The organism is Bacteroides fragilis NCTC 9343 (genome assembly GCF_000025985.1).
Taxonomy (GTDB): Bacteria; Bacteroidota; Bacteroidia; order Bacteroidales; family Bacteroidaceae; genus Bacteroides; species Bacteroides fragilis.
In genome coordinates, this window is sequence record NC_003228.3 from 5,181,855 (window position 1) to 5,205,140 (window position 23,286).

Genomic DNA, 23,286 nt, shown 5'->3' on the forward strand with positions numbered 1-23,286 from the left:
TTTAATCGCTTACTTTGTACTGATTGATATAAAACGAACCAATTATGGCTAAAAAGAAAGAAAAAAAAGCCGGCAAAAGAATGAAGAAGAAAGAACTGTCGAAGGCGGTTCTCGATTTCTTCCATGCCAAACAAGATGAGGTGATCAGCCTGAAATATATTTTCTCGGAACTGAAGTTAACCACTCATCCGCTAAAAATGCTTTGCATGGATATCCTGTCCGATCTCCTGGCTGATGACTACATAACCGAAGTAGATAAAAACAAATATAAGCTTAACAATCACGGCATAGAGATGACCGGAACCTTCCAGCGCAAAAGCAATGGAAAGAACTCCTTCATCCCCGAAGGAGGCGGAGATCCGATATTCGTCGCAGAGCGTAACTCCGCCCATGCGATGAATAATGATAAAGTGCGCATCGCCTTCTATGCCAAACGCCGCGGGTGCGAAGCCGAAGGGGAAGTGATTGAAATATTGCAGCGTGCCAACGATACCTTTGTCGGCACACTGGAAGTAGAGAAATCGTATGCCTTCCTCGTAACGGAGAACCGCACGCTTGCCAACGACATCTTCATCCCCAAAGATAAGCTGAAGGGCGGAAAGACCGGTGACAAAGCAGTGGTAAAAGTAACAGAATGGCCGGATAAAGCCAAAAACCCGATCGGGCAGGTGCTCGATATTCTCGGCAAAGCCGGAGATAACACTACCGAGATGCACGCCATCCTGGCCGAATTCGGATTGCCATACGTCTATCCGCAATCGGTAGAGAAAGCCGCGGATAAGATTCCGGCGGAAATTTCCGCCGAAGAAATAGCCCGCCGCGAAGATTTCCGGAAAGTAACCACTTTCACCATCGACCCGAAAGATGCCAAAGACTTTGACGATGCCCTTTCCATCCGCCCGCTGAAAGATGGGCTTTGGGAAGTCGGCGTACACATTGCCGATGTGACTCACTATGTGAAAGAGGGAAGCATCATCGACAAGGAAGCCGAAAAGCGTGCAACTTCCGTCTATCTGGTAGACCGCACCATACCGATGCTGCCCGAACGCCTGTGCAACTTCATCTGTTCGCTCCGCCCCAATGAAGAGAAACTTGCTTTTTCTGCCATATTCGATATTACGGAAAAAGGGGAAGTGAGAGACTCACGCATTGTACACACGGTCATCGAATCGGACCGCCGCTTCACTTACGAAGAGGCGCAACAAATCATCGAAACCAAAGAAGGCGACTTCAAAGACGAAATACTGATGCTTGACACCATAGCCAAGGCTCTGCGTGAAAAGCGCTTTACGGCAGGAGCCATCAACTTCGACCGCTACGAAGTGAAATTCGAGATCGACGAAAAAGGGAAACCCATCAGCGTCTACTTTAAGGAATCCAAAGACGCCAATAAGCTGGTAGAAGAGTTTATGTTGCTTGCCAACCGTACCGTAGCGGAAAAGATAGGAAAAGCTCCCAAAGGTAAAAAGCCCAAAGTGCTGCCTTACCGTATCCACGATCTTCCGGATCCGGAGAAACTGGACAATCTGGCTCAGTTCATCGCACGCTTTGGTTACAGACTCCGCACAAGCGGAACCAAGACGGATGTATCTAAATCGATCAATCATCTGCTGGACGACATACAAGGAAAGAAGGAAGAGAACCTGATTGAAACCGTATCTATCCGGGCCATGCAGAAAGCGCGCTACTCTACACACAACATCGGACACTACGGACTGGCTTTCGACTATTATACCCACTTCACCTCTCCTATCCGGCGTTTTCCGGACATGATGGTGCACCGGTTGGTGACCAGATATATGGATGGCGGACGCAGCGTGTCGGAAACGAAATACGAAGACCTGTGCGACCACAGCTCGAACATGGAGCAGATTGCAGCCAATGCCGAACGCGCTTCCATCAAATACAAACAGGTGGAGTTCATGAGCGAACGGCTGGGACAGACCTACGACGGAGTAATCTCCGGCGTAACAGAATGGGGACTGTACGTGGAACTGAACGAAAACAAGTGTGAGGGAATGATACCTATCCGTGACCTGGACGATGATTACTACGAATTCGACGAAAAGAACTACTGCCTGCGCGGTCGTCGTAAAAACCGTATCTACAGCCTGGGAGACGCAATCACCGTCAAAGTGGCACGCGCCAACCTGGAAAAGAAACAACTGGACTTCGCACTGGTAGAGTAACATTCTGTCAAAATGATAATCGTATTTGCTCAGATCGGCTTATTTACGGCCAAGAGTATGGGCACAAAGAAAAATCGCTTTCCCTACGGGTTAGCGATTTTCTTTTTATTATCCCAATCGAAAAAGAAGCAACCTAACCGAAAGCAGAAACAGGAAAAACAAGAACAAAATGGAAGGAAGAAAGAGTATATGAAGGTATTTTATCTTTCCGAAAGCCTTCTTCATTCAAGAGCAACGGGAGGAGCATATAGCCTTATCCTACTTCAGAACCGGGATAAAGAAAGAACATGAAACCAAAGCTCCTTGTCTTTTCGAAAAAGAAGTAAGCATTTCACCCGAAAGAAGTAAGCGTTTTCGGAAAACACCTCCTTCTTTTTGCCGGAAACAAGGGACTCCGACCCGAAAAGCCCGGCTTTCCGATCCGAAAAGAGCGCTTATCGAATCCAAAAAGTCCGCCTCCGGGCTCTTTGGCTTCCTATCTGCTCCCTAAAAAAGAAAGTACATGTAAGCAGAAACAGCCATTCAGCACCTTTTTGAAATGAAATGAAGGCAAAATACATCAATTAGTCTGATGCAACAGCTCTGCCCGGTCAAACACCTTTTACCGATACATACCTTAATTCTGTAGAACACTTCCTTTTTTCATAGTCCTTGTAATAAAAGCATCTTTCAGCCGACTATAAAGTAAAGATTAAACCAAATGAAGTCGAACAAGAATGAATTTCTAAAACTACTGACGGCCTACCAGGGAATTATCCACAAAGTAAACCGGATATATTTCAGGTCGGAAGCCGACAGGGAGGACAATTTTCAGGAAACAGTCTACCAGCTCTGGCGGTCTTTCCCGGCGTTGCAGAATAAAGAGAAACCTGCTTCGTGGATTTATACGGTGGCAATCAACACCTCCATCTCGAAAGTAAGAAAGGACAGCCGCATCGAATTTCGTGACTCGCCGCCGGATGGAGAGCCTGTTGACCCCTGGGAACAACAGGAACAGGACGAAAACTGGCAAAGACTTGTCAATGCCCTGCAAAAGCTGAATGAAATAGACAAATCCATCATGCTGCTTTATATGGAAGACTATAGTTACGAAGAGATAGCCGGAATAGTGGGGATAAGCAGTTCCGCCGTCGGCGTAAAGATTCACAGACTGAAAGGTCAGCTACAAAAACAATTTAAAAAGTAAACGTAATGGAAACAAATGACATTAAAGAAACCTGGAAAGCGGGAATAGAAAGAACCATCAAACCGTATCCGGAAGAGAGACTGAATGAAATGGTCGTCAACTCTGCCAGAAAATCAATCAAGACAGTGTATCCCGGAACTGTTTTCCGGCTCGTTATCATTGCCGTGGCCGTTTTCCTCATCGTATCACAGTTCGTAAAAGAGCAAAACGCAACAAGAATGTATTTGGATATGGGCGCTTTGGCCGTGTTGTCCGTCTCTTATTTCCTCTGGGAACGCTCCGCATACAAGATGCGGAAGTATACCCATGGAATGCCCGTAAAGGAATGGTTGGAATACCGTATCAAAGAGATTGAGAAAAGCATCAGGTTCAATACCAAATATGACTGGATTGTATACACATGTTCCTTCCTTTCGGCAATCGGCTTCTACGTGTTTTACCTGATGGCAACGAACGTCGTCCCCGGCATACTGAACGTCATTGTTATTCCGCTCGGCATGTGCATTTACCTTCTGATCATCAAACGCTCTCTGAAACGGAATTACCGGAAAACCCTGCAAGAGCTGAAAGAACTGTACAGACAATTTGAGATTGAAGATCAGGAAGGGAGATGAAACGGGGGGTTACCATTCTGTCGTCACCAATCACAACAGGCACCGGGAGATTCGCATTCATCCCGAAAATCAGAACAAACAAAAAAACAATGCCTGTAAATGCCCTGTTGCTGCACGGATATCTAAAATAAATTTCCATCTTTGTAGTTCTATCAAGAGAATATAGTTATGAAGACAGTAATCATTGAAAACAAAGAGCAAGTAGAAGAAATTATCTCCCGCTGTGACATTTGCTTTGTAGGTATCACTGACCTGGAAGGAAATCCGTACGTAATTCCCATGAACTTCGGTTATCAGGACGGGGTGATCTATCTGCATTCCGGTCCCACGGGCAGCAGCATCGATATGCTGACAAGAAACAACCGTGTTTGCATTACCTTCAGTGTAGACCACGAATTGGTATTTCAGCATCCCAAAGTGGCATGCAGTTACCGGATGCGGGCCAAGAGTGTGATTTGCAGAGGACGTGTGAACTTCATTGAAGATCCGGAAGAGAAGCGCGAGGCACTCAATATACTGATGCGCCATTACAGTAGCCGGGAATTTGTGTATTCCGATCCGGCAGTCAAGAACGTAAAAATCTGGGAGATTCCGATTGACAGCGTTACGGCAAAGGAGTACGCAGTGCCGCATACAAAATGAATTCACCACAGATTACACCGATTTACACAGAATTTTCAGCCGACAGATAAGCAATCGGTCAGTCTGTGTCAATCAGCGTAATCTGTAATGAGAATAATCAAAGCGGATACTCTTCAAACGCATACAAGATAGTCGACAGATAGCGTTCTCCCGTATCCGGCAGCAATACAACGATCAGCTTTCCTTCATTTTCCGGCAGTTTTGCCAGCTCTGTAGCCGCATATACTGCTGCTCCCGAAGAAATGCCGACCAAAAGTCCTTCTTTAGCAGCCAACTCACGACTGGTGCGGATGGCATCGTCATTTCCCACCTGCCTGATCTCGTCTACTACGGCTGCATGATAAGTTTTAGGAATAAACCCGGCACCAATCCCCTGTATCTTGTGCGGACCGGGAGCTCCACCGGACAGCACCGGCGAATCGACAGGCTCTACGGCAACGATTCGTACGGCAGGATTATGCTCCTTTAAAGCAGCTCCTACCCCACTTACAGTACCTCCCGTTCCCACTCCGGCTACAAAGATATCCACTTTTCCATCGGTATCTCTCCAGATCTCCTGACCCGTAGTACGGACATGGACTGCAGGGTTAGCCGGATTTTCGAACTGTTGCAGGATAACAGATCCGGGAGTGGCAGCCCTCAGTTCCTCGGCCTTGGCGATGGCTCCTTTCATTCCGTTCGCTCCCGGAGTAAGCACAAGCTCCGCTCCCAGTGCTTTCAGCAGATTCCTGCGTTCCATGCTCATCGTATCGGGCATGGTCAATATCAGTTTGTAACCTTTGGCAGCTGCCACAAATGCCAGGCCGACACCTGTATTTCCACTGGTCGGCTCAATAATAGTAGCGCCGGACTTCAACGTCCCTTTCGCTTCGGCATCTTCAACCATAGCCAGAGAGATACGGTCTTTCACGCTCCCCGCCGGGTTGAAATATTCCAGTTTTGCCACTACACGAGCCTTCAGCCCATTACTTGCATTGTAATTACTCAGTTCCAGTAACGGGGTGTTACCCACTAAATCTGTCAGTTTCTTTGCTATCTTTCCCATATCTGTCTATTTAGTATATATCTGTTTATTAATAATATGACAAAGGTAGTGCAGATTTAGTTCATTCTCAATACCATAAGTATGGTAAATTCATACTACGAATGAGGGAGAAGCCTCCCCCTTAAAAACATCAACCGGACCGTCAGGTTACCTTCCGTCCGCAATAAAATTACGAATATAATTCGCTACCAGGCAACAGCCGGGGACGTATACCTGCCCATGATCGAACCCCTGCAATTCGTATAGCGATACCTTCTTATTACCGATATTCTTTAGTACCGAAGCCAATAAGGCATTCTCTTCATAGCGGTCGGCCATCTCAAGATTCCGGTCGCCGGTAATCAGTACAAAAGGCGGTGTATCTTTACGGGCCTTGTTGCAAGGAGCATATTGGTCGATCACCGGAATACCCTCGGGCAACGAGCGTTCCTTACGTATCGTGAAGTGTGTCACAGTCTGTCCGCTGATAGGAAGATAAGCAGCTATGCTATCGGCATCTACCCCGTATTCCTGAAGATAAGACTTATCCAGTCCCACCATTAAAGTCAAATAGCCTCCTGCCGAATGACCGGTAACGAAAACACGTCTCGGTGAGCCTCCATACTCTTCTATATGTTTATAAGCCCAGGCCACGGCAGCGGCAGCATCCTCTGTATAAGCCGGATTCTGAGCTTTAGGACTCAGGCGGTAATTGACAGCGACGACTGCAAATCCCTGATTCATAAACATCTCGGGAACATGCTTTCCTCCTCCCTCCAATCCACCGCCATGAAACCAGACGATCGTCGGAAAGCCTTTCTTCCCGACCGGATAGTAAACATCGAGTTTGCAACGCTCTTTACGGTAACCGTCCGTTTCCCCCGCAGGAATATACGAAATGTCTTTTACTGTTTTGTACGTCTCCTGTGCCTGTAAGGTCAAGCCAATCAACAGGAGAATGAATGATAAATACTTTCTCATGCTATTAAGTGTTTGTGAATTACTTGGGCAAATATACTACAATAACGACATTGTTTGAAAAATAATGCGTTCCTTTATATACTCAATATCAAAAAAGTATAGAGAAATAACTGTATTAATCCCAATTTAATTACCTTTGTCAATATCATAACCTCCAAACACTTATTTTAATATGAGAAAGATCACCCTCATCATGTTTACGCTGCTAATCTGTGCAGCGCAACAAGTAAAGGCACAAACTGACAGTATGCTCATCCGGCCGACAGTAGATAAAAGAGTCGAACTACTTAGCATTATTTTCCGTTTAACGGGTAATCCGGAGTATAACAGAAACGATTTCAAACTCTACACAGACCGCATCGAATCGCATTTTTCTCCCTATAAAAACCACGAACTTATATCATTCGCACGCTCGTTGGTCAAGACTGACGGTGTTTCATACGATGCAGTGATGAGTATGGCCATCAATCTCGATAACCAGTTCAATCTGCCCGCAGATTATGGTTCACTGGACTCTCGCTGGAATCGGAATCAAGTAGGCCCATTCATAAAACTGCTAAAGAAGTTTGTCAAAGACAGTCGTTTCGATGCCTTTTATCACTCGAACGAGAACTTATATCAAGAGGCTGTAAGTCGTTTTATGCCTATTTACAAAAGCATAGATACCCAATGGTATAATGATTTCTACGGGCAGAAGTCCAACGACCGGTTTCACATTATACTTTCAATGTCCAATGGCCCGGGAAATTACGGACCGAGTGTCACTGACAAGGAAAACGTACACAATGTCTTTTCAGTCATGGGAGCATGGGTTACCGATTCCGTAGGAATGGTTGTTTATCCGCCTGAATTAATCTTGCCGATCTTAATCCACGAATTCAACCATTCATTCATAAACTTCGACCCGGAAATGTTCCGCACAAGCGGAGAACAGATTTATGCTGCGGTTGGCGAACAGATGGCGCGCCAAGCCTATGGACAATGGTCTATTGTCCTTACCGAAGCAATGGTACGCGCGGCAGTCATAAAATACATGAAAGACCATAACTTCCCGGCTGTCGAAATCACCAAAGAAACCGTCATACAAAAAACACGTGGCTTTGTCTGGATAAGCAAGCTGGTCGATGAACTCGAGAAGTATTCCTCTGACCGCACGACATACCCGACCCTCAACAGCTATATGCCGCGGCTGGCAGAAGCTTATACAGGCTTTGCCCAATATACCGCAAACTATGATTCTATCCGTCCCAAAGTAGTTTCGATCGACGAATTTACCAACGGCGATACAACCGTTCGGAGCGACATCAAAACTATTACTGTCCACTTCGACCGTCCTTTGGTGGGCCGCGGACACTCTTTCAATTATGGTCACCTCGGAATGGAAGCAATGCCTAAAATTATAAATGTCAACTACGCCAATGACAACCGTACCGTGATTATCGGAGTAGAATTGTTACCCGGGAAAGAGTATGGAATCACTCTTTTAGGACTCTCTTTCCGCACTCCGGAAGGAGATGCCATAAAACCCTACGAAATTTCTTTCAAGACGGCAGAGTGACACAAATTCTCTCTCATTGTCTGTGATCCAGGTAGTAAAAGGCAACCCCGTTTTGGACAAAAAGAGAAAGCAGATGACTGCATTAGCCTAAAATTGATTATCTTTGCACCCCAAAACGGAATATTATCAGAGTAATTGCTCTTTTTCAACTTTACAGGATTACTCTTCCATTTGATAGAAATACACAACTGATTGATAATATAAAAAAGACTATAATATTATGGCATTGCAATGTGGTATTGTCGGACTTCCAAATGTAGGTAAGTCAACACTTTTTAATTGTCTGTCCAATGCGAAAGCACAGGCGGCAAACTTCCCTTTCTGTACAATCGAACCGAACGTAGGCGTAATTACCGTGCCCGACGAACGTTTAAATAAACTGGCTGAACTGGTACACCCCAACCGCATCGTCCCCACAACAGTAGAAATCGTAGATATCGCCGGACTTGTGAAAGGTGCCAGCAAAGGTGAAGGACTGGGAAACAAGTTCCTGGCCAATATTCGGGAAACCGATGCCATCATTCACGTACTCCGTTGCTTCGACGATGACAATGTAACCCATGTGGACGGAAGTGTAAATCCGGTTCGTGACAAGGAAATCATCGATTACGAATTACAATTAAAAGACCTGGAAACCATCGAGAGCCGTATCCAGAAAGTACAAAAACAAGCTCAGACCGGAGGAGATAAAGCCGCTAAACAAGCTTATGACGTACTTGTTCAATTCAAGGATGCGTTGGAACAGGGCAAATCGGCGCGTACGGTAACGTTCGAAACAAAAGACGAACAGAAAATAGCGAAAGAATTGTTCTTACTCACCAGTAAACCCGTAATGTATGTTTGCAATGTGGACGAAGCAAGTGCGGTAAATGGAAACAAATACGTAGACATGGTACGTGAGGCAGTAAAGGACGAAGACGCCGAAATCCTGGTGGTAGCCGGAAAAACAGAAGCTGACATCGCCGAACTGGAAACCTACGAAGACCGTCAGATGTTTCTTGCCGAAATCGGCCTGGAAGAATCGGGTGTGGCACGTCTCATTAAATCGGCCTACAAACTGTTGAACCTGGAGACTTATTTCACTGCCGGTGTACAGGAAGTACGTGCCTGGACCTACGAAAAAGGATGGAAAGCTCCACAATGTGCCGGAGTGATCCATACCGACTTTGAGAAAGGTTTTATCCGTGCCGAAGTTATCAAATACGAAGACTTCCTTCAATATGGCTCGGAGGCTGCTGTCAAAGAAGCCGGAAAATTGGGTGTTGAAGGAAAAGAATACGTAGTACAGGATGGAGATATCATGCATTTCCGTTTCAATGTATAACTCATCCGGAATCATCTATTTTCATTCATAAACCGAAGAGGAAGGGTCATAACCCTTTTCACCACTGAGTAACACGGAGTATCACAGAGTTTTTTTAAAAACCAATAATCAACAACTTTAAATCTCCTCCGTGTTACTCAGCGTCCTCTGTGGTGAGTATCAACACCTCCTCCTGTTGTTATCCCTCCTCTCTTCCAACGAAAACTCCCGGTTTTCTACTACTATCTTCAAGCAAATCATTATCTTTGCGACCGGATATCATGCCTAACAAGCAACACATAAAATATCAATAAATATGGAAAGTACCAACAGACTTCGTTATCTTATCGCAGGAACCGGAGGCGTAGGCGGAAGTATAGCCGGCTTTCTGTCACTTGCCGGAAAAGACGTCACTTGCATTGCCCGTGGAGCACATCTGCAAGCAATACAACAAGACGGGCTCAAATTGAAATCAGATTTGAAAGGTGAACATGCTCTACGGATAAATGCCTGCACGGCAGAAGAATATAACGGAAAAGCTGATGTGATATTTGTATGTGTCAAAGGGTATTCCGTAGACTCTATCACAGAGCTTATCAAGCGGGCAGCCCACGACCGAACGATTGTAATTCCCATATTGAATGTATACGGCACAGGACCGCGCATCCAACGTCTCGTACCGGGAGTCACCGTACTGGACGGATGTATCTACATTGTAGGCTTTGTTTCCGGACCGGGCGAAATCACTCAGATGGGAACCATCTTTCGTCTGGTATATGGTGCACACCGGGGAATCCTTGTTCCGGCAGGGCTGATGGAGGCCGTACAGAGGGACTTGCAGGAAAGCGGCATCAAAGTAGAAATCTCTTCCGACATCAATCGGGATACCTTCATTAAATGGTCGTTTATTTCAGCCATGGCAGTCACCGGAGCTTATTTCGATGTCCCGATGGGAGAAGTTCAGAAACCCGGCAAAGTGCGCGATACTTTTATCGGACTCTCTACCGAGAGCGCTGCTCTGGGAAAGAAACTCGGAATTGAATTTAAAGAAGACATAGTCACATACAATCTGAAAGTAATTGATAAACTGGCTCCCGAAAGCACAGCATCCATGCAAAAAGATATAGCACGCGGACACGAATCAGAGGTACAAGGTCTGCTCTTTGACATGATAACAGCAGCCGAAGAGCAAGGTATCGATGTGCCTACTTATCGGGAAGTTGCTAAAAAATTCATCAAACAATAAAGAAATCAATATGAACAACCTTCTTTTATCTATCAACTGGAACCCAAATCCGGAATTATTTAATCTTTTCGGCATCTCAATCCGTTATTACGGACTATTGTGGGCTATCGGAATATTCTTTGCTTACATAGTGGTGCACTATCAATATCGTGATAAGAAGATAGACGAAAAGAAGTTCGAACCGCTTTTCTTTTACTGTTTTTTCGGCATCCTGATCGGGGCACGACTGGGACATTGCCTGTTCTATGATCCGGGATATTACCTGAATCATTTTTGGGAAATGATACTTCCGGTTAAATTTCTTCCGGGAGGTGGATGGAAATTCACGGGTTATGAAGGACTGGCCAGTCATGGAGGTACCCTCGGGCTGATCATTTCTCTCTGGCTCTATTGCCGCAAAACGAAAATGAATTATATGGATGTGGTAGATATGATTGCCGTAGCCACTCCTATTACGGCATGTTTCATTCGCCTTGCCAATCTGATGAATTCCGAAATCATAGGTAAGGTAACCGATGTATCCTGGGCATTCGTTTTCGAACGGGTAGACATGCAACCACGGCATCCGGCACAACTTTATGAAGCAATCGCCTATTTTATCCTCTTCCTGGTAATGATGTTCCTCTATAAGAACTATAGCAAAAAACTACATCGGGGGTTCTTCTTCGGACTTTGCCTGACAGCTATCTTCACTTTCCGCTTCTTTGTAGAATTCCTGAAAGAAAATCAGGTGGATTTCGAAAATAGCATGGCACTGAACATGGGTCAATGGTTAAGCATCCCGTTCGTAATTATCGGCATTTACTTTATGTTTTTCTACGGAAAGAAAAAGAGTGTAAAATGAAACATATAATTGATATTAAAACCTGGGAAAGAAAAGAAAATTATGAATTTTTCCTTGGTTTCCAGAATCCCACTATCTCCATTACTTCAGAAGTAGAATGTTCGGGTGCTAGAACACGTGCCAAAGCCGCCGGAGAATCCTTCTTCCTGCACTACCTTTATGCCGTGTTGCGTGCTGTCAATGAAATCAAAGAGTTCCGATTCCGCATTGATTCTGAAGGACGGGTAGTTTATTTCGATACAGTGGATATGCTGACTCCCATTAAAGTGGCAGATAACGGACGTTTTTTTACTGTACGACTTCCCTGGTATCCTGATTTTAAGACTTTCTACACAGAAGCCAAAGCCATCATTAGCGGAATAGATCCGGATAAAGATCCTTATGAAGCAGAAAAGACAGGAGGTAGTGATTTACTGGATGTAGTGCTCCTCAGCGCTACTCCCGATTTATATTTCACCTCACTGACTTGTACGCAGGAACATCGTCACGGTGGTAATTACCCGTTAATGAATGCGGGTAAAGCCGTTATAAGAGGTGGTGTATTAGTGATGCCCATCGCTATGACCATTCATCATGGATTTATAGACGGACATCACTTATCCCTGTTTTATAAAAAGGTGGAAGAGTTTCTTAAATAATTATTTTCCCCTGACTATCTTTTTGATATCATTCAGTTTGTTTAATGCCTCAATCGGAGTAAGATTATTCACATCCAGATGAAGTATTTCATCCCGGATCTGACACAAGATCGGGTCATCAAGCTGAAAGAAACTCAACTGCATACCTCCGCGATTCTCACTGACTTCTGCCAGCGGCTTACCCGAAATTCCCTGCTGGCGGTTGTCAGATTCGAGTTGCTTCAGAATTTCATTGGCACGTTTCACAATACTTTTAGGCATGCCTGCCATCTTGGCCACATGGATACCGAACGAGTGCTCACTTCCGCCCCTTTCAAGTTTCCGGAGGAAAATAACTTTGTTATCCACCTCCTTAACCGATACGTTATAATTCTTAATACGCTTAAAGGATTTCTCCATTTCGTTCAGTTCATGGTAGTGAGTAGCAAAAAGTGTACGTGCCTTTGCCTTCGGATGCTCATGGATATACTCTACAATAGCCCAAGCTATGGATATTCCGTCGTAAGTAGAAGTTCCGCGTCCCAATTCATCGAACAGGACAAGGCTTCGGGAAGAAATATTATTCAGAATATCAGACGCTTCATTCATCTCGACCATAAAAGTAGATTCTCCTACAGAGATATTGTCACTGGCACCGACCCGAGTAAAAATCTTATCTACCAATCCGATATGAGCGCTTTCGGCCGGAACGAACGAACCAATCTGGGCAAGCAGGGTGATCAATGCAGTCTGCCTTAACAGGGCCGACTTACCGGCCATATTCGGACCGGTAATAATGATAACCTGCTGGGTAGCGTTATCCAACAACACATCGTTAGCTATATATTTTTCTCCGATAGGCAGTTGCTTTTCAATTACCGGATGCCGCCCCTGACGAATATCCAATACATCATTATCTTCAATCACCGGGCGGATATAATTGTTCTCTTTGGCTACATTGGCAAATGAAAGCAGGCAGTCAATGCGGGCTATCTGGTTAGCATTGATCTGGATGGCAGGTATAAATTCACTCAATGCCTGTACAAGTTCTGTATACAGGCGAGTCTCCAATACCAGGATCTTGTCTTCGGCACCCAGAATTTTCTCTTCATATTCTTTCAGTTCCTGAGTGATATAACGCTCCGCATTTACCAACGTCTGCTTACGTATCCACTCTTGCGGCACTTTATCTTTATGCACATTCCGCACTTCAATATAGTATCCGAAAACACTGTTATAAGCAATCTTCAAACTAGGTATTCCTGTCAGTTCACTTTCACGTTGCTGTATCTTAAGCAGATAATCTTTGCCAGAATAAGCAATCTGCCGAAGCTCATCCAATTCCGTATCTACACCATCTTTTATGACTCCCCCCTTATTTATCAACAGAGGAGGATCATTATTAATCTCTTTTTCAATCCGGTCACGAATAGAAATACAAAGATTCAACTGCTCACCGATTCGGTTCAAACTCGGATTATCGGCCTGTTGACAAGCCTCTTTAATAGGTTCAATTGCTTGTAAAGCAACTTTTAACTGTACTACCTCACGAGGAGAAACACGCCCGACGGCTACTTTTGAAATGATACGTTCCAAATCTCCGATCCGATGCAGTTCGTCTTCAATCAACTCCCTGAAATCCGGTTTACGAAAGAAGTATTCTACTACATTCAGCCGGTCATTAATGGGTTTCTCATCTTTTAAAGGAAATACCATCCAACGCTTCAACAGACGGGCTCCCATAGGACTGATAGTCTTGTCAATAACATGAAGCAAACTGCTGCCACCATCGTTCATGCTACCGATCAACTCCAGGCTGCGCACTGTAAATTTATCAAGACGCACATATTTGTCTTCCTCGATACGTGCCAGCGAAGTGATATGTCCTACCTGTGTATGTTCCGTCATATCCAGATATTGCAGGATAGCTCCGGAAGCTATAATACCATTCTTGAGATGCTCAACCCCGAATCCTTTCAGATTCTTTGTTTCAAAATGCTTCAGCAACTTCTCCCGGGAACTGGATTCGGTAAATACCCAATCATCCAGTTCAAAAGTAAAGAACTTACTTCCGAAATTTCCCTCAAACATTCCGCGTTTCCCACGTTCGAAAAGAATCTCTTTCGGAGCAAAATTATTCAGCAGCTTATCTACATAGTCAAAAGGTCCTTCAGCCGTCAGGAACTCTCCGGTAGAAATATCCAGAAATGCAATACCACAAGCCGATTTTCCAAAATGAACAGCTGCCAGAAAGTTATTTTCCTTATAATTTAAGACATTATCATTGATCGAAACACCCGGAGTAACTAACTCCGTAATGCCACGCTTCACCAATTTCTTCGTTGTCTTAGGATCTTCAAGCTGGTCACATATGGCCACCCGCTTACCTGCACGGATCAATTTCGGCAGGTATGTATCTAACGCATGATGCGGAAATCCCGCCATCTCAACGGTTTTACCCTTTCCATTGGCACGTTTTGTGAGAGTAATTCCTAATATTTCAGCTGCAATAATCGCATCGGTAGAATAAGTTTCATAGAAGTCTCCGCACCGGAACAGCATCACTGCATCCGGATGCTTAGCCTTCAGGTCAAGAAACTGTTTCATCATCGGGGTTAATTCAATATCATTGCTCACGGATAGTCTTCTTTTTAAGTTCATAAATAACAAGGCAAAGATAGCGGTTTCCCTCAAATCTACCTATCCTAACAGACAGTTTTACCATACCTAAAATAATGTATATTGATCGGTCTGCCCCTTATTCCGATAATAAGTTTGGCTATCATCATTTCTAAATAAACCTTTCAAAAAGAGTCTGTTTTATTAATAACTTTATTATATCCTTTAAAATATATTATAAAACACCGATTTTTATCCGAATTACTTGCTATTTTCGCAGGAAGTCGTACCTTTGCAATGTGTTTTTCATAGTATTAGATTTAAGGTTAACAAAGGTTGGAGCAAGGCGTTGCTCCTTTTTTTATGCCCATATCCCAACATCCTCCCAACCGGAAGAAGTATGAATCACAACAGTCTCCGATCCACCCCAAATATAGAATTTCAGAGCTTTCAACACTTAACAAATCACATTATTTTCTTAAAACGTGTTATAAAACATACTAATTTACTTGGTTTATTTGCTATTTTCGCAGAAAGCCGTACCTTTGCAACTGTGTTTTTCATAGTATTAGATTTAAGGTTAACAAAGGTTGGAGCAAGGCGTTGCTCCTTTTTTTATGCCCGTACTTATCTATCCCCCTCCATAAGGCTTCTCTAAAAAAGCTTTTAAAACCTTAACGTTTGGTCGGTTAATGATTTCCCGATAATTTAAATACCTATATTAGATCCCTTAATTAATCCGTTACACAATACAATTATGAAAAACAAATCCGCCTGTTTCTTTGTACTCTCCCTGTTTGTCTGCTCCATGTTTACTTCATGTAACAAAGAATCTACTACCGAATGTCAGACTATCGACTTCTCTACCCTTTTTGACGGCCAACCGGAAAAGATCCCTTTGAAAGAATGGGCAAAATCCATACACTTTGTCCAATTAGAAACCAATGATTCCATACTGATAGGTAATATCCGCGCAACAATCCTACATAAAGACAAAATACTGGTACATCACAATAATTTATCCCTTTTCGATCTGTCGGGCAAATTTATTTGTAACATAGGTAGCAAAGGAGGAGGTCCCACCGAATATAGCGGCATTAATAATGCTTGGACAGATGATGAAGGCATTCACATTTTCGACATAGACAACAAAATTAAAACATATAACTGGAACGGAAAATGGATAAAGACCGAACCTATCCCGGAAAGCAATATCAAAGAAGTATTTCCCCTTGCATCAGGTAATAATATAAAAGCCGGTTATATACAGAATATTACCGGAAATGAACCTCACAAAATTTACCTATTCAAAGACAGCACCATCCTGGCTAAAATACCCTATGGCAAATCCTTTCAAAAAGGAGAGATGACAATGGTATTCTACAATGAATGCTATCCATTCCATGCAGATGGCCGGACTTTCTTTAAAGAGATGTTCAACGATACCATTTTTTCCATCGATAATCAATATCAACCCATTCCACGTTGGTACATTGAATTAGGAAAATACAAAATAGCAGAAGATGCCCGCTACACATTAACCGATCCCAGAAAAAGTGTCTTTGACAATGCAGCGACTTTAACTCCCATCGGGAAATGGGATAATAAACTTTTCTTTTCTGCAAGGGCCAATAAACAGAATTATCTTTTTTACTATGACCTGAAAGAAAAGAAATCCAATAGCATTCAAATTTCTTACCCGGAAAATTCATTCGCCATACCGGAAGAACATTCATTCATACCTAAGTGTATGTCTGACGACGGAAAATATCTGATTTCGTATGAAATACAAGAGAATGATGAAAATCCGGTGATCATATTAGCGGAAAAATAATAAAGAAATCGGGATATAGTCTTTGTAAACTATATCCCGATTCGTTATCCTTTCAGCACATCTTCGTGCTCAAACCTATTGAATGAATGTCATCATTTTTATCTTTTGAGTAATCATATACCTAATCGATGATTACAAATATAAATACTAAAATTTAAATTATCAACAAATATAAGATTTTTATTTTCTGATTCTTCCTTTTCATACCTATTTTGTTTTTTAGCTATCTTCGTGGTTATCTGAAAATAATCATGTAAATTTGCTCCCTCATATAAAGCATATATTATAAATCACTATAAACAAAAGGTTATCGCTATGGAATATAATTTCAGGGAGATCGAAAAGAAATGGCAGAAAATTTGGGTAGACAACCATACCTACCAGGTAAATGAAGATGCATCCAAACAAAAATTCTATGTACTCAATATGTTCCCCTATCCTTCGGGTGCCGGACTGCACGTAGGTCATCCCCTGGGATATATTGCCTCAGACATTTATGCGCGCTATAAACGCCTGCAAGGATTTAACGTATTGAACCCGATGGGATATGATGCTTACGGACTGCCGGCCGAACAATATGCTATTCAAACCGGACAGCACCCTGCAATTACCACTGTTAATAACATCAACCGCTATCGTGAACAATTAGATAAGATTGGTTTCTCTTTCGACTGGAATCGTGAAATTCGCACTTGCGATCCGGAATATTATCATTGGACCCAATGGGCATTTATCAAAATGTTCAACAGCTATTATTGCAATGATGAAAAACAGGCACGTCCCATCGAAGAGTTAATAGAAGCTTTTAGTACCAACGGAACACAAGGTATGAACGTAGCCTGTGGCGAAGAAATGGACTTCACTGCCGACGAATGGAATGCTAAAAGCGAAAAAGAACAACAGGAAATCCTCATGAACTACCGTATAGCCTATTTGGGCAATACAATGGTAAACTGGTGTCCGGCTTTGGGTACCGTACTTGCCAATGATGAAGTAGTTGACGGTGTTTCCGAAAGAGGCGGTTATCCCGTTATTCAAAAAGTGATGCGTCAGTGGTGCCTGCGCGTATCCGCTTATGCACAGCGTTTGCTCGACGGACTTGAAACCGTAGAATGGACCGACTCGCTGAAAGAGACTCAACGCAACTGGATAGGACGCAGCGAAGGTGCTGAAATGAACTTTAAAGTGAAAGATTCGGATATTGAATTTACTATCTTTACAACCCGTGCCGACACGGTATTTGGAGTTACTTTCATGGTGCTTGCCCCGGAAAGTGAATTGGTAGCCAAGTTGACCACTCCGGAACAAAAAGCCGAAGTAGATGCTTATCTGGACCGTACCAAAAAACGTACCGAACGCGAACGTATTGCCGACCGTAGCGTAAGCGGCGTATTCTCCGGAAGCTATGCCATTAACCCATTGACCAACGAACCCATACCGGTATGGATTAGCGATTATGTATTAGCAGGTTACGGTACAGGTGCCATCATGGCTGTTCCTGCACACGATAGCCGTGACTATGCTTTTGCCAAACATTTCAATCTGGAAATCCGTCCGCTGATCGAAGGTTGCGACGTCAGTGAAGAAAGCTTCGACGCCAAAGAAGGCATCATGATGAATTCTCCCCGTCCGGGAGCTCCCGAAGGTGGACTCGTATTGAACGGATTGACCGTAAAAGAAGCAATCGCCAAAACTAAAGAATATATCAAGGCAACCGGATTAGGCCGTGTGAAAGTCAATTTCCGTCTGCGTGATGCAATTTTCTCACGTCAGCGCTATTGGGGCGAACCATTCCCGGTTTACTACAAAGACGGAATGCCTTACATGATTGATGAAAGTTGCCTCCCGCTGGAATTGCCGGAAGTAGCCAAATTCCTTCCTACCGAAACCGGTGAACCACCATTGGGACATGCCACTAAATGGGCATGGGACACTGTCAACAAATGCGTGACAGACAATGAAAACATTGATAATATAACCATTTTCCCACTGGAACTGAATACGATGCCGGGATTTGCCGGTTCATCCGCCTATTATCTGCGCTATATGGATCCGCGCAATCACGAAGCTCTCGTTTCTCCCGCCGTGGATCAGTACTGGAAAAATGTAGACTTATATGTAGGAGGTACGGAACATGCTACCGGACACTTGATTTATTCACGTTTCTGGAATAAGTTCCTGCACGATTGGGGTATCTCCGTAGCCGAAGAGCCTTTCCAGAAACTTGTAAATCAGGGAATGATACAAGGACGAAGTAACTTTGTCTACCGTATCAAGGATACCAATACTTTCGTATCTCTCAATCTGAAAGATCAATATGAAGTTACTCCTATCCACGTAGATGTCAACATCGTATCCAACGATATCCTCGACCTGGAAGCTTTCAAGGCTTGGAGACCCGAATACGAAACTGCCGAATTTATTCTGGAAGACGGCAAGTATATCTGTGGATGGGCTGTTGAAAAGATGAGTAAATCTATGTTCAATGTGGTAAATCCGGATATGATTGTTGAAAAATACGGTGCCGATACACTCCGTATGTACGAAATGTTCCTCGGACCGGTTGAACAGTCCAAACCTTGGGATACGAACGGAATAGATGGCGTACATCGTTTCATCAAAAAATTCTGGTCATTGTTCTATGACAGAAACGGCGAATATCTGGTAAAAGACGAACCGGCTACCAAAGAAGAACTAAAAGCACTCCATAAGTTGATTAAGAAAGTAACCGGTGATATCGAACAGTTCTCTTACAACACTTCAGTAAGTGCTTTCATGATCTGTGTCAATGAACTTTCAAGTCTGAAATGCAATAAAAAAGAGGTATTGGAGCAACTCATCGTAGTTCTTGCACCTTTTGCTCCGCATGTATGCGAAGAGTTATGGGATACACTGGGAAGCACCACCTCTGTATGTGATGCACAATGGCCGGCTTTCAACGAGCAATACCTGGTAGAAGATACGGTTAATTACACCATTTCTTTCAATGGTAAAGCACGTTTCAATATGGAATTTCCGGCTAATGCCGCCAGCGACGCGATTCAAGCCACTGTACTTGCCGACGAACGCTCGTTAAAATGGACAGAAGGCAAAACACCGAAGAAAGTTATCGTAGTCCCGAAGAAGATTGTTAACATTGTTATTTAATACCTACACACAAAATGATTAGTAAACCCACAAAATCCGATGTAATGCGAGAGTTGAGAGATTATATTTTCATCACTCTCGGACTGATAAGTTATGCATTAGGCTGGACAGCTTTTCTGATTCCTTATCAGATCACTACAGGTGGAACAACCGGTATCGGTGCCATCATCTATTATGCAACAGGTTTCCCCATTCAATGGTCCTACTTCATCATCAACGCTGTCCTGATGACATTTGCTATTAAGATACTCGGTCCGAAATTCAGTATAAAGACGACATACGCCATCTTTATGCTCACTTTCTTCCTATGGTTCTTCCAACTGATCATTGTGGACGATAAAGGAGCTCCGCTTCAGTTGGTAGGAGAAGGGCAGGACTTTATGGCTTGCATCATCGGAGCCATCATGTGTGGTCTCGGATTAGGGGTGGTATTTAATAATAACGGCAGCACAGGTGGTACCGATATCATTGCAGCCATTGTTAATAAATATAAGGATGTTACTCTCGGACGAATGATCATGTTCTGTGATATCATTATCATCAGTTCATGCTATTTCATCTTTAACGACTGGCGCAGAGTGATATTCGGTTTCGTTACCTTGTTTATCATCGGTTTCGTTCTGGACTATGTAGTCAACAGCGCCCGTCAATCGGTACAGTTCTTTATCTTTTCGAAAGATTATGCAAAGATTGCCGACCGCATTACGAAAGAAACCCATCGGGGAGTGACCGTACTTGACGGATTGGGCTGGTACAGCCAGAATAATGTAAAAGTATTAGTTGTACTTGCCTACAAACGTCAGTCACTCGATATTTTCCGTTTGGTGAAAGATATCGATCCGAATGCTTTTATCTCGCAGAGTTCGGTAATCGGTGTATATGGTGAAGGATTCGACCGCCTGAAAATAAAATAAACTGCATACAATGAAACGTAAACTTGTTTTCGCAACCAATAATGCACATAAGCTGGAAGAAGTATCTGCTATCTTAGGGGATAAAGTCGAGCTACTCAGCCTGAATGACATCAATTGTCATACAGATATTCCGGAGACAGCAGAGACTCTTGAAGGCAATGCATACCTCAAATCATCTTTTATTTACCGGAACTACGGATTAAACTGCTTTGCCGATGACACGGGACTGGAAGTTGAATCACTGGGAGGTGCTCCGGGTATCTATTCGGCCCGTTATGCCGGTGGAGAAGGACACAATGCGGAAGCCAACATGTTGAAACTCCTCCACGAACTGGAAGGAAAAGACAACCGTAGAGCACAGTTCCGTACAGCTATTTCGCTCATTCTGGATGAAAAGGAGTATCTCTTCGAAGGAATCATAAAAGGCGAAATAATCAAAGAAAAAAGAGGTGATTCCGGATTCGGATACGATCCGGTATTCGTTCCTGAAGGATACGACCGGACCTTTGCCGAATTAGGTAATGAAATTAAAAATCAAATCAGTCATCGTGCTTTGGCTGTGAACAAACTATGTGAATTTCTTCGTTCAATCTGATCGATAAAACGAAATAAATAAAATGAATCCTTCGGCTGAATATAATTTCAAACCGAAGGATTTTTTTATACTTACCGATGTCGGCAGACGGCACTTCCCCACCCGCTACTAATGTGACCAAATATGATATCAAACATCAGGAGATGAATGGGTACATGCGAAATACATAACGAAGCTGAATAAAATTCATTTCAATACTTCATTCATCCTGAAACACTAAGCTTACATTACAAAAACATCCGGATGTTCTGCATTAGAACATCCGGATGTTTTATATCATAACATGGGGATCTTATTCAGCAAAACATCCCCATGTTATTACTCTATACTCTTTACTTTATTCTTCCGGACTCTATCCTTTTTCTCTGGTCCTTTATCCAATTTATCCCTCTTTTTCCTAAAGAGTAACCGCCATTCAATGGATCTTTCCTGTTTAAACACTATACACTTATTATTAACAGGTATTTCAACCGGTCTTGTTAATAACAAAAAATCGTATTATACCTTTATATATAAGTATAATACGATTCTTTTATATGATAAATACATTCAATATTAACCGGAAAGTTAACTTATTATTCACAACCTGTTTATAAGCCTAACTTAGCTGAAATCTCCAGCATCCGCTTAATCGGCTTTACCGCCTCTCTGGCAACTTCCGGGTCAACAGTTACTTCCGGGAATTCGTATTTAAGGCAATTATAGAGCTTTTCCAGCGTGTTCAGCCGCATGAAGTTACATTCATTGCATCCACAGGTACTATCGTTAGGAGGAGCCGGAATGAATGTTTTTTGAGGGCATTTTTTCTGCATCTCGTGTAAGATACCTGCCTCCGTGGCCACAATGAACCGTTGCTTGTCACTGTTCACTGCATATTTTAATAAAGCCGCTGTAGATCCCACCATATCGGCCAACTTTAATACCACACTCTTACATTCGGGATGCGCCAATACTACCGCATCGGGATATTGTGCTTTCAGTTCTACAATCTTCTCCACCGAAAACTGTTCATGCACATGGCAAGCTCCGTCCCACAACAGCATTTCACGTCCTGTAATCGAATTGATATAATTTCCCAGGTTACGATCCGGGCCGAAAATAATCTTTTCATCTTTCGGGAAACTTTCAACGATCTGTTTTGCATTAGTCGAAGTCACTACTACATCTGTCACCGCTTTCACAGCTGCCGTTGTATTCACATACGAAATCACCGTATATCCCGGATGTGCTTTCACAAACTCAGCAAACTTATCTGCCGGACAGCTGTCTGCCAACGAACATCCTGCATTCAAGTCGGGCACCAGCACCTTCTTGTCCGGACAAAGCACCTTTGCGGTTTCTCCCATAAAATGAACGCCACACATCACAAGAATATCCGCATCGGTTTTGGCTGCAATTTGAGCCAAAGCCAGACTGTCCCCAATGTAGTCGGCAATATCCTGTATTTCGCCTTTCTGGTAATAGTGTCCCAGGATTACCGCATTCTTTTCTTTTTTCAGTTCATTGATGGCTGCTTTCAGATCAATGCTTTTGTCTACGGGCTCGTCAACGAATCCCTTATTCACCCATTCTTCTCGATTCATTATATTCTTATTTTTTCTCTTCTTTTAAAAAGAAATCCTTTGTTAGTGATTATAGCCTGTTAATAGTGTTAGCAAATAAACCGGCTTTTTCTTGCCGGATAAGTTATTAGTTACTTATCTAAGTTTATAATCAGTTTATGAACGTGTCTATTTATTGATAATAAGCTATATTGCTAACTTCATTAACACCTTGTTGATAAAGTGCAAAGTTAAAAACTTTATGGATATAAACAGGCTAATTAGTACTGAAAAATCTGTTGAAGTATGCTTGGAAAGTTGAAGCTAACTTTTTTGTATTGTTCATATCCCGTTGCTCTTATACCTTCATTTGAATAATGCAAGAATTAGTTTTCAAAATATATGCTGATTCTTTTGACAGGTTTTAAACCG

17 protein-coding genes are annotated in these 23,286 nt (G+C 43.1%); 13 read left to right on the forward strand and 4 right to left on the reverse strand.

Going from position 1 to position 23,286, the window contains the following annotated elements; genetic code table 11:
• The first annotated feature begins 44 nt into the window (after positions 1 to 44).
• The 4 genes from rnr (at position 45) to BF9343_RS21240 (ending at position 4,631) form a co-directional block, all read left to right on the forward strand.
• On the forward strand, positions 45 to 2,189 hold the full coding sequence (gene rnr / locus BF9343_RS21220) for a ribonuclease R (RefSeq protein WP_005783524.1): 2,145 nt from the start codon (positions 45 to 47) through the stop codon (positions 2,187 to 2,189).
• A gap of 700 nt (positions 2,190 to 2,889) precedes the next feature.
• Positions 2,890 to 3,375: an RNA polymerase sigma factor gene (locus tag BF9343_RS21230; RefSeq protein WP_005783529.1), complete on the forward strand. Its 486-nt coding sequence runs from the start codon at positions 2,890 to 2,892 to the stop codon at positions 3,373 to 3,375.
• A gap of 5 nt (positions 3,376 to 3,380) precedes the next feature.
• Positions 3,381 to 3,989: a hypothetical protein gene (locus BF9343_RS21235; RefSeq protein WP_010993823.1), complete on the forward strand. Its 609-nt coding sequence runs from the start codon at positions 3,381 to 3,383 to the stop codon at positions 3,987 to 3,989.
• Positions 3,990 to 4,157: 168 nt separating this feature from the next.
• Entirely contained in the window at positions 4,158 to 4,631 is a 474-nt protein-coding gene (locus BF9343_RS21240; protein WP_005802053.1) for a pyridoxamine 5'-phosphate oxidase family protein, read from the forward strand.
• Positions 4,632 to 4,728: 97 nt separating this feature from the next.
• Here BF9343_RS21240 and cysK read toward each other — a convergent pair whose 3' ends face one another.
• Both cysK and BF9343_RS21250 read right to left on the reverse strand, forming a co-directional pair.
• The gene (gene cysK, locus BF9343_RS21245; protein WP_005783534.1) at positions 4,729 to 5,676 is read right to left on the reverse strand and encodes a cysteine synthase A; all 948 of its coding nucleotides are present in this window, start codon (positions 5,674 to 5,676) and stop codon (positions 4,729 to 4,731) included.
• A 147-nt stretch (positions 5,677 to 5,823) separates the two neighbouring features.
• Complete coding sequence (locus BF9343_RS21250) at positions 5,824 to 6,636, reverse strand: alpha/beta hydrolase (protein WP_005783535.1); 813 nt, start codon at positions 6,634 to 6,636, stop codon at positions 5,824 to 5,826.
• Positions 6,637 to 6,808: 172 nt separating this feature from the next.
• On the opposite strand from BF9343_RS21250, the gene BF9343_RS21255 reads away from it, so the two are divergent.
• The 5 genes from BF9343_RS21255 to BF9343_RS21275 all read left to right on the forward strand — a co-directional run bounded on the left by BF9343_RS21255 (position 6,809) and on the right by BF9343_RS21275 (position 12,225).
• On the forward strand, positions 6,809 to 8,194 hold the full coding sequence (locus BF9343_RS21255) for a DUF4932 domain-containing protein (protein WP_008657805.1): 1,386 nt from the start codon (positions 6,809 to 6,811) through the stop codon (positions 8,192 to 8,194).
• Positions 8,195 to 8,414: 220 nt separating this feature from the next.
• Positions 8,415 to 9,518: a redox-regulated ATPase YchF gene (gene ychF / locus BF9343_RS21260; RefSeq protein WP_005782865.1), complete on the forward strand. Its 1,104-nt coding sequence runs from the start codon at positions 8,415 to 8,417 to the stop codon at positions 9,516 to 9,518.
• A 295-nt stretch (positions 9,519 to 9,813) separates the two neighbouring features.
• Positions 9,814 to 10,743: a ketopantoate reductase family protein gene (locus BF9343_RS21265; RefSeq protein ID WP_005814023.1), complete on the forward strand. Its 930-nt coding sequence runs from the start codon at positions 9,814 to 9,816 to the stop codon at positions 10,741 to 10,743.
• Positions 10,744 to 10,753: 10 nt separating this feature from the next.
• Positions 10,754 to 11,587 (forward strand): prolipoprotein diacylglyceryl transferase, encoded by an 834-nt coding sequence (gene lgt / locus BF9343_RS21270; protein ID WP_005783541.1) that lies wholly within the window; start codon positions 10,754 to 10,756, stop codon positions 11,585 to 11,587.
• The gene (locus tag BF9343_RS21275) at positions 11,584 to 12,225 is read left to right on the forward strand and encodes a chloramphenicol acetyltransferase (protein WP_005797145.1); all 642 of its coding nucleotides are present in this window, start codon (positions 11,584 to 11,586) and stop codon (positions 12,223 to 12,225) included. Before lgt ends, BF9343_RS21275 begins: the two co-directional genes overlap by 4 nt.
• Here BF9343_RS21275 and mutS read toward each other — a convergent pair whose 3' ends face one another.
• Positions 12,226 to 14,841 carry a DNA mismatch repair protein MutS gene (mutS, locus tag BF9343_RS21280; protein ID WP_005783545.1) on the reverse strand — a complete coding sequence of 872 codons (2,616 nt, stop codon included), beginning with the start codon at positions 14,839 to 14,841 and terminating at the stop codon, positions 12,226 to 12,228.
• A gap of 739 nt (positions 14,842 to 15,580) precedes the next feature.
• Between mutS and BF9343_RS21285 the strand changes: the two genes are divergently transcribed.
• The 4 genes from BF9343_RS21285 to BF9343_RS21300 all read left to right on the forward strand — a co-directional run bounded on the left by BF9343_RS21285 (position 15,581) and on the right by BF9343_RS21300 (position 21,313).
• A complete protein-coding gene (locus tag BF9343_RS21285) occupies positions 15,581 to 16,657 on the forward strand; it encodes a 6-bladed beta-propeller (protein ID WP_010993826.1) in 1,077 nt (358 codons plus the stop codon).
• Positions 16,658 to 16,972: 315 nt separating this feature from the next.
• Positions 16,973 to 19,804 carry a leucine--tRNA ligase gene (leuS, locus tag BF9343_RS21290; RefSeq protein WP_010993827.1) on the forward strand — a complete coding sequence of 944 codons (2,832 nt, stop codon included), beginning with the start codon at positions 16,973 to 16,975 and terminating at the stop codon, positions 19,802 to 19,804.
• 14 nt (positions 19,805 to 19,818) lie between these two features.
• Positions 19,819 to 20,718, forward strand: a complete 900-nt coding sequence (locus BF9343_RS21295; RefSeq protein WP_005783550.1) for a YitT family protein — start codon at positions 19,819 to 19,821, stop codon at positions 20,716 to 20,718.
• 10 nt (positions 20,719 to 20,728) lie between these two features.
• Positions 20,729 to 21,313 carry a non-canonical purine NTP diphosphatase gene (locus tag BF9343_RS21300; protein WP_009291292.1) on the forward strand — a complete coding sequence of 195 codons (585 nt, stop codon included), beginning with the start codon at positions 20,729 to 20,731 and terminating at the stop codon, positions 21,311 to 21,313.
• Between the two features lie 590 nt (positions 21,314 to 21,903).
• On the opposite strand, the gene nadA is transcribed toward BF9343_RS21300, so the two are convergent.
• A complete protein-coding gene (gene nadA / locus BF9343_RS21305) occupies positions 21,904 to 22,896 on the reverse strand; it encodes a quinolinate synthase NadA (RefSeq protein WP_005802044.1) in 993 nt (330 codons plus the stop codon).
• Positions 22,897 to 23,286 lie beyond the last annotated feature (390 nt).

Excerpts from the sequence above, each read along its gene's own strand:
- BF9343_RS21255 (WP_008657805.1), top strand. The coding sequence starts at position 6,809 with ATGAGAAAGATCACCCTCATCATGTTTACGCTGCTAATCTGTGCAGCG.
- BF9343_RS21295 (WP_005783550.1), top strand. The coding sequence starts at position 19,819 with ATGATTAGTAAACCCACAAAATCCGATGTAATGCGAGAGTTGAGAGAT.
- BF9343_RS21240 (WP_005802053.1), top strand. The coding sequence starts at position 4,158 with ATGAAGACAGTAATCATTGAAAACAAAGAGCAAGTAGAAGAAATTATC.
- nadA (WP_005802044.1), bottom strand. The coding sequence starts at position 22,896 with ATGAATCGAGAAGAATGGGTGAATAAGGGATTCGTTGACGAGCCCGTA.
- BF9343_RS21300 (WP_009291292.1), top strand. The coding sequence starts at position 20,729 with ATGAAACGTAAACTTGTTTTCGCAACCAATAATGCACATAAGCTGGAA.
- BF9343_RS21250 (WP_005783535.1), bottom strand. The coding sequence starts at position 6,636 with ATGAGAAAGTATTTATCATTCATTCTCCTGTTGATTGGCTTGACCTTA.
- BF9343_RS21285 (WP_010993826.1), top strand. The coding sequence starts at position 15,581 with ATGAAAAACAAATCCGCCTGTTTCTTTGTACTCTCCCTGTTTGTCTGC.
- BF9343_RS21230 (WP_005783529.1), top strand. The coding sequence starts at position 2,890 with ATGAAGTCGAACAAGAATGAATTTCTAAAACTACTGACGGCCTACCAG.
- BF9343_RS21275 (WP_005797145.1), top strand. The coding sequence starts at position 11,584 with ATGAAACATATAATTGATATTAAAACCTGGGAAAGAAAAGAAAATTAT.
- leuS (WP_010993827.1), top strand. The coding sequence starts at position 16,973 with ATGGAATATAATTTCAGGGAGATCGAAAAGAAATGGCAGAAAATTTGG.
- cysK (WP_005783534.1), bottom strand. The coding sequence starts at position 5,676 with ATGGGAAAGATAGCAAAGAAACTGACAGATTTAGTGGGTAACACCCCG.
- BF9343_RS21235 (WP_010993823.1), top strand. The coding sequence starts at position 3,381 with ATGGAAACAAATGACATTAAAGAAACCTGGAAAGCGGGAATAGAAAGA.
- ychF (WP_005782865.1), top strand. The coding sequence starts at position 8,415 with ATGGCATTGCAATGTGGTATTGTCGGACTTCCAAATGTAGGTAAGTCA.
- BF9343_RS21265 (WP_005814023.1), top strand. The coding sequence starts at position 9,814 with ATGGAAAGTACCAACAGACTTCGTTATCTTATCGCAGGAACCGGAGGC.
- rnr (WP_005783524.1), top strand. The coding sequence starts at position 45 with ATGGCTAAAAAGAAAGAAAAAAAAGCCGGCAAAAGAATGAAGAAGAAA.
- lgt (WP_005783541.1), top strand. The coding sequence starts at position 10,754 with ATGAACAACCTTCTTTTATCTATCAACTGGAACCCAAATCCGGAATTA.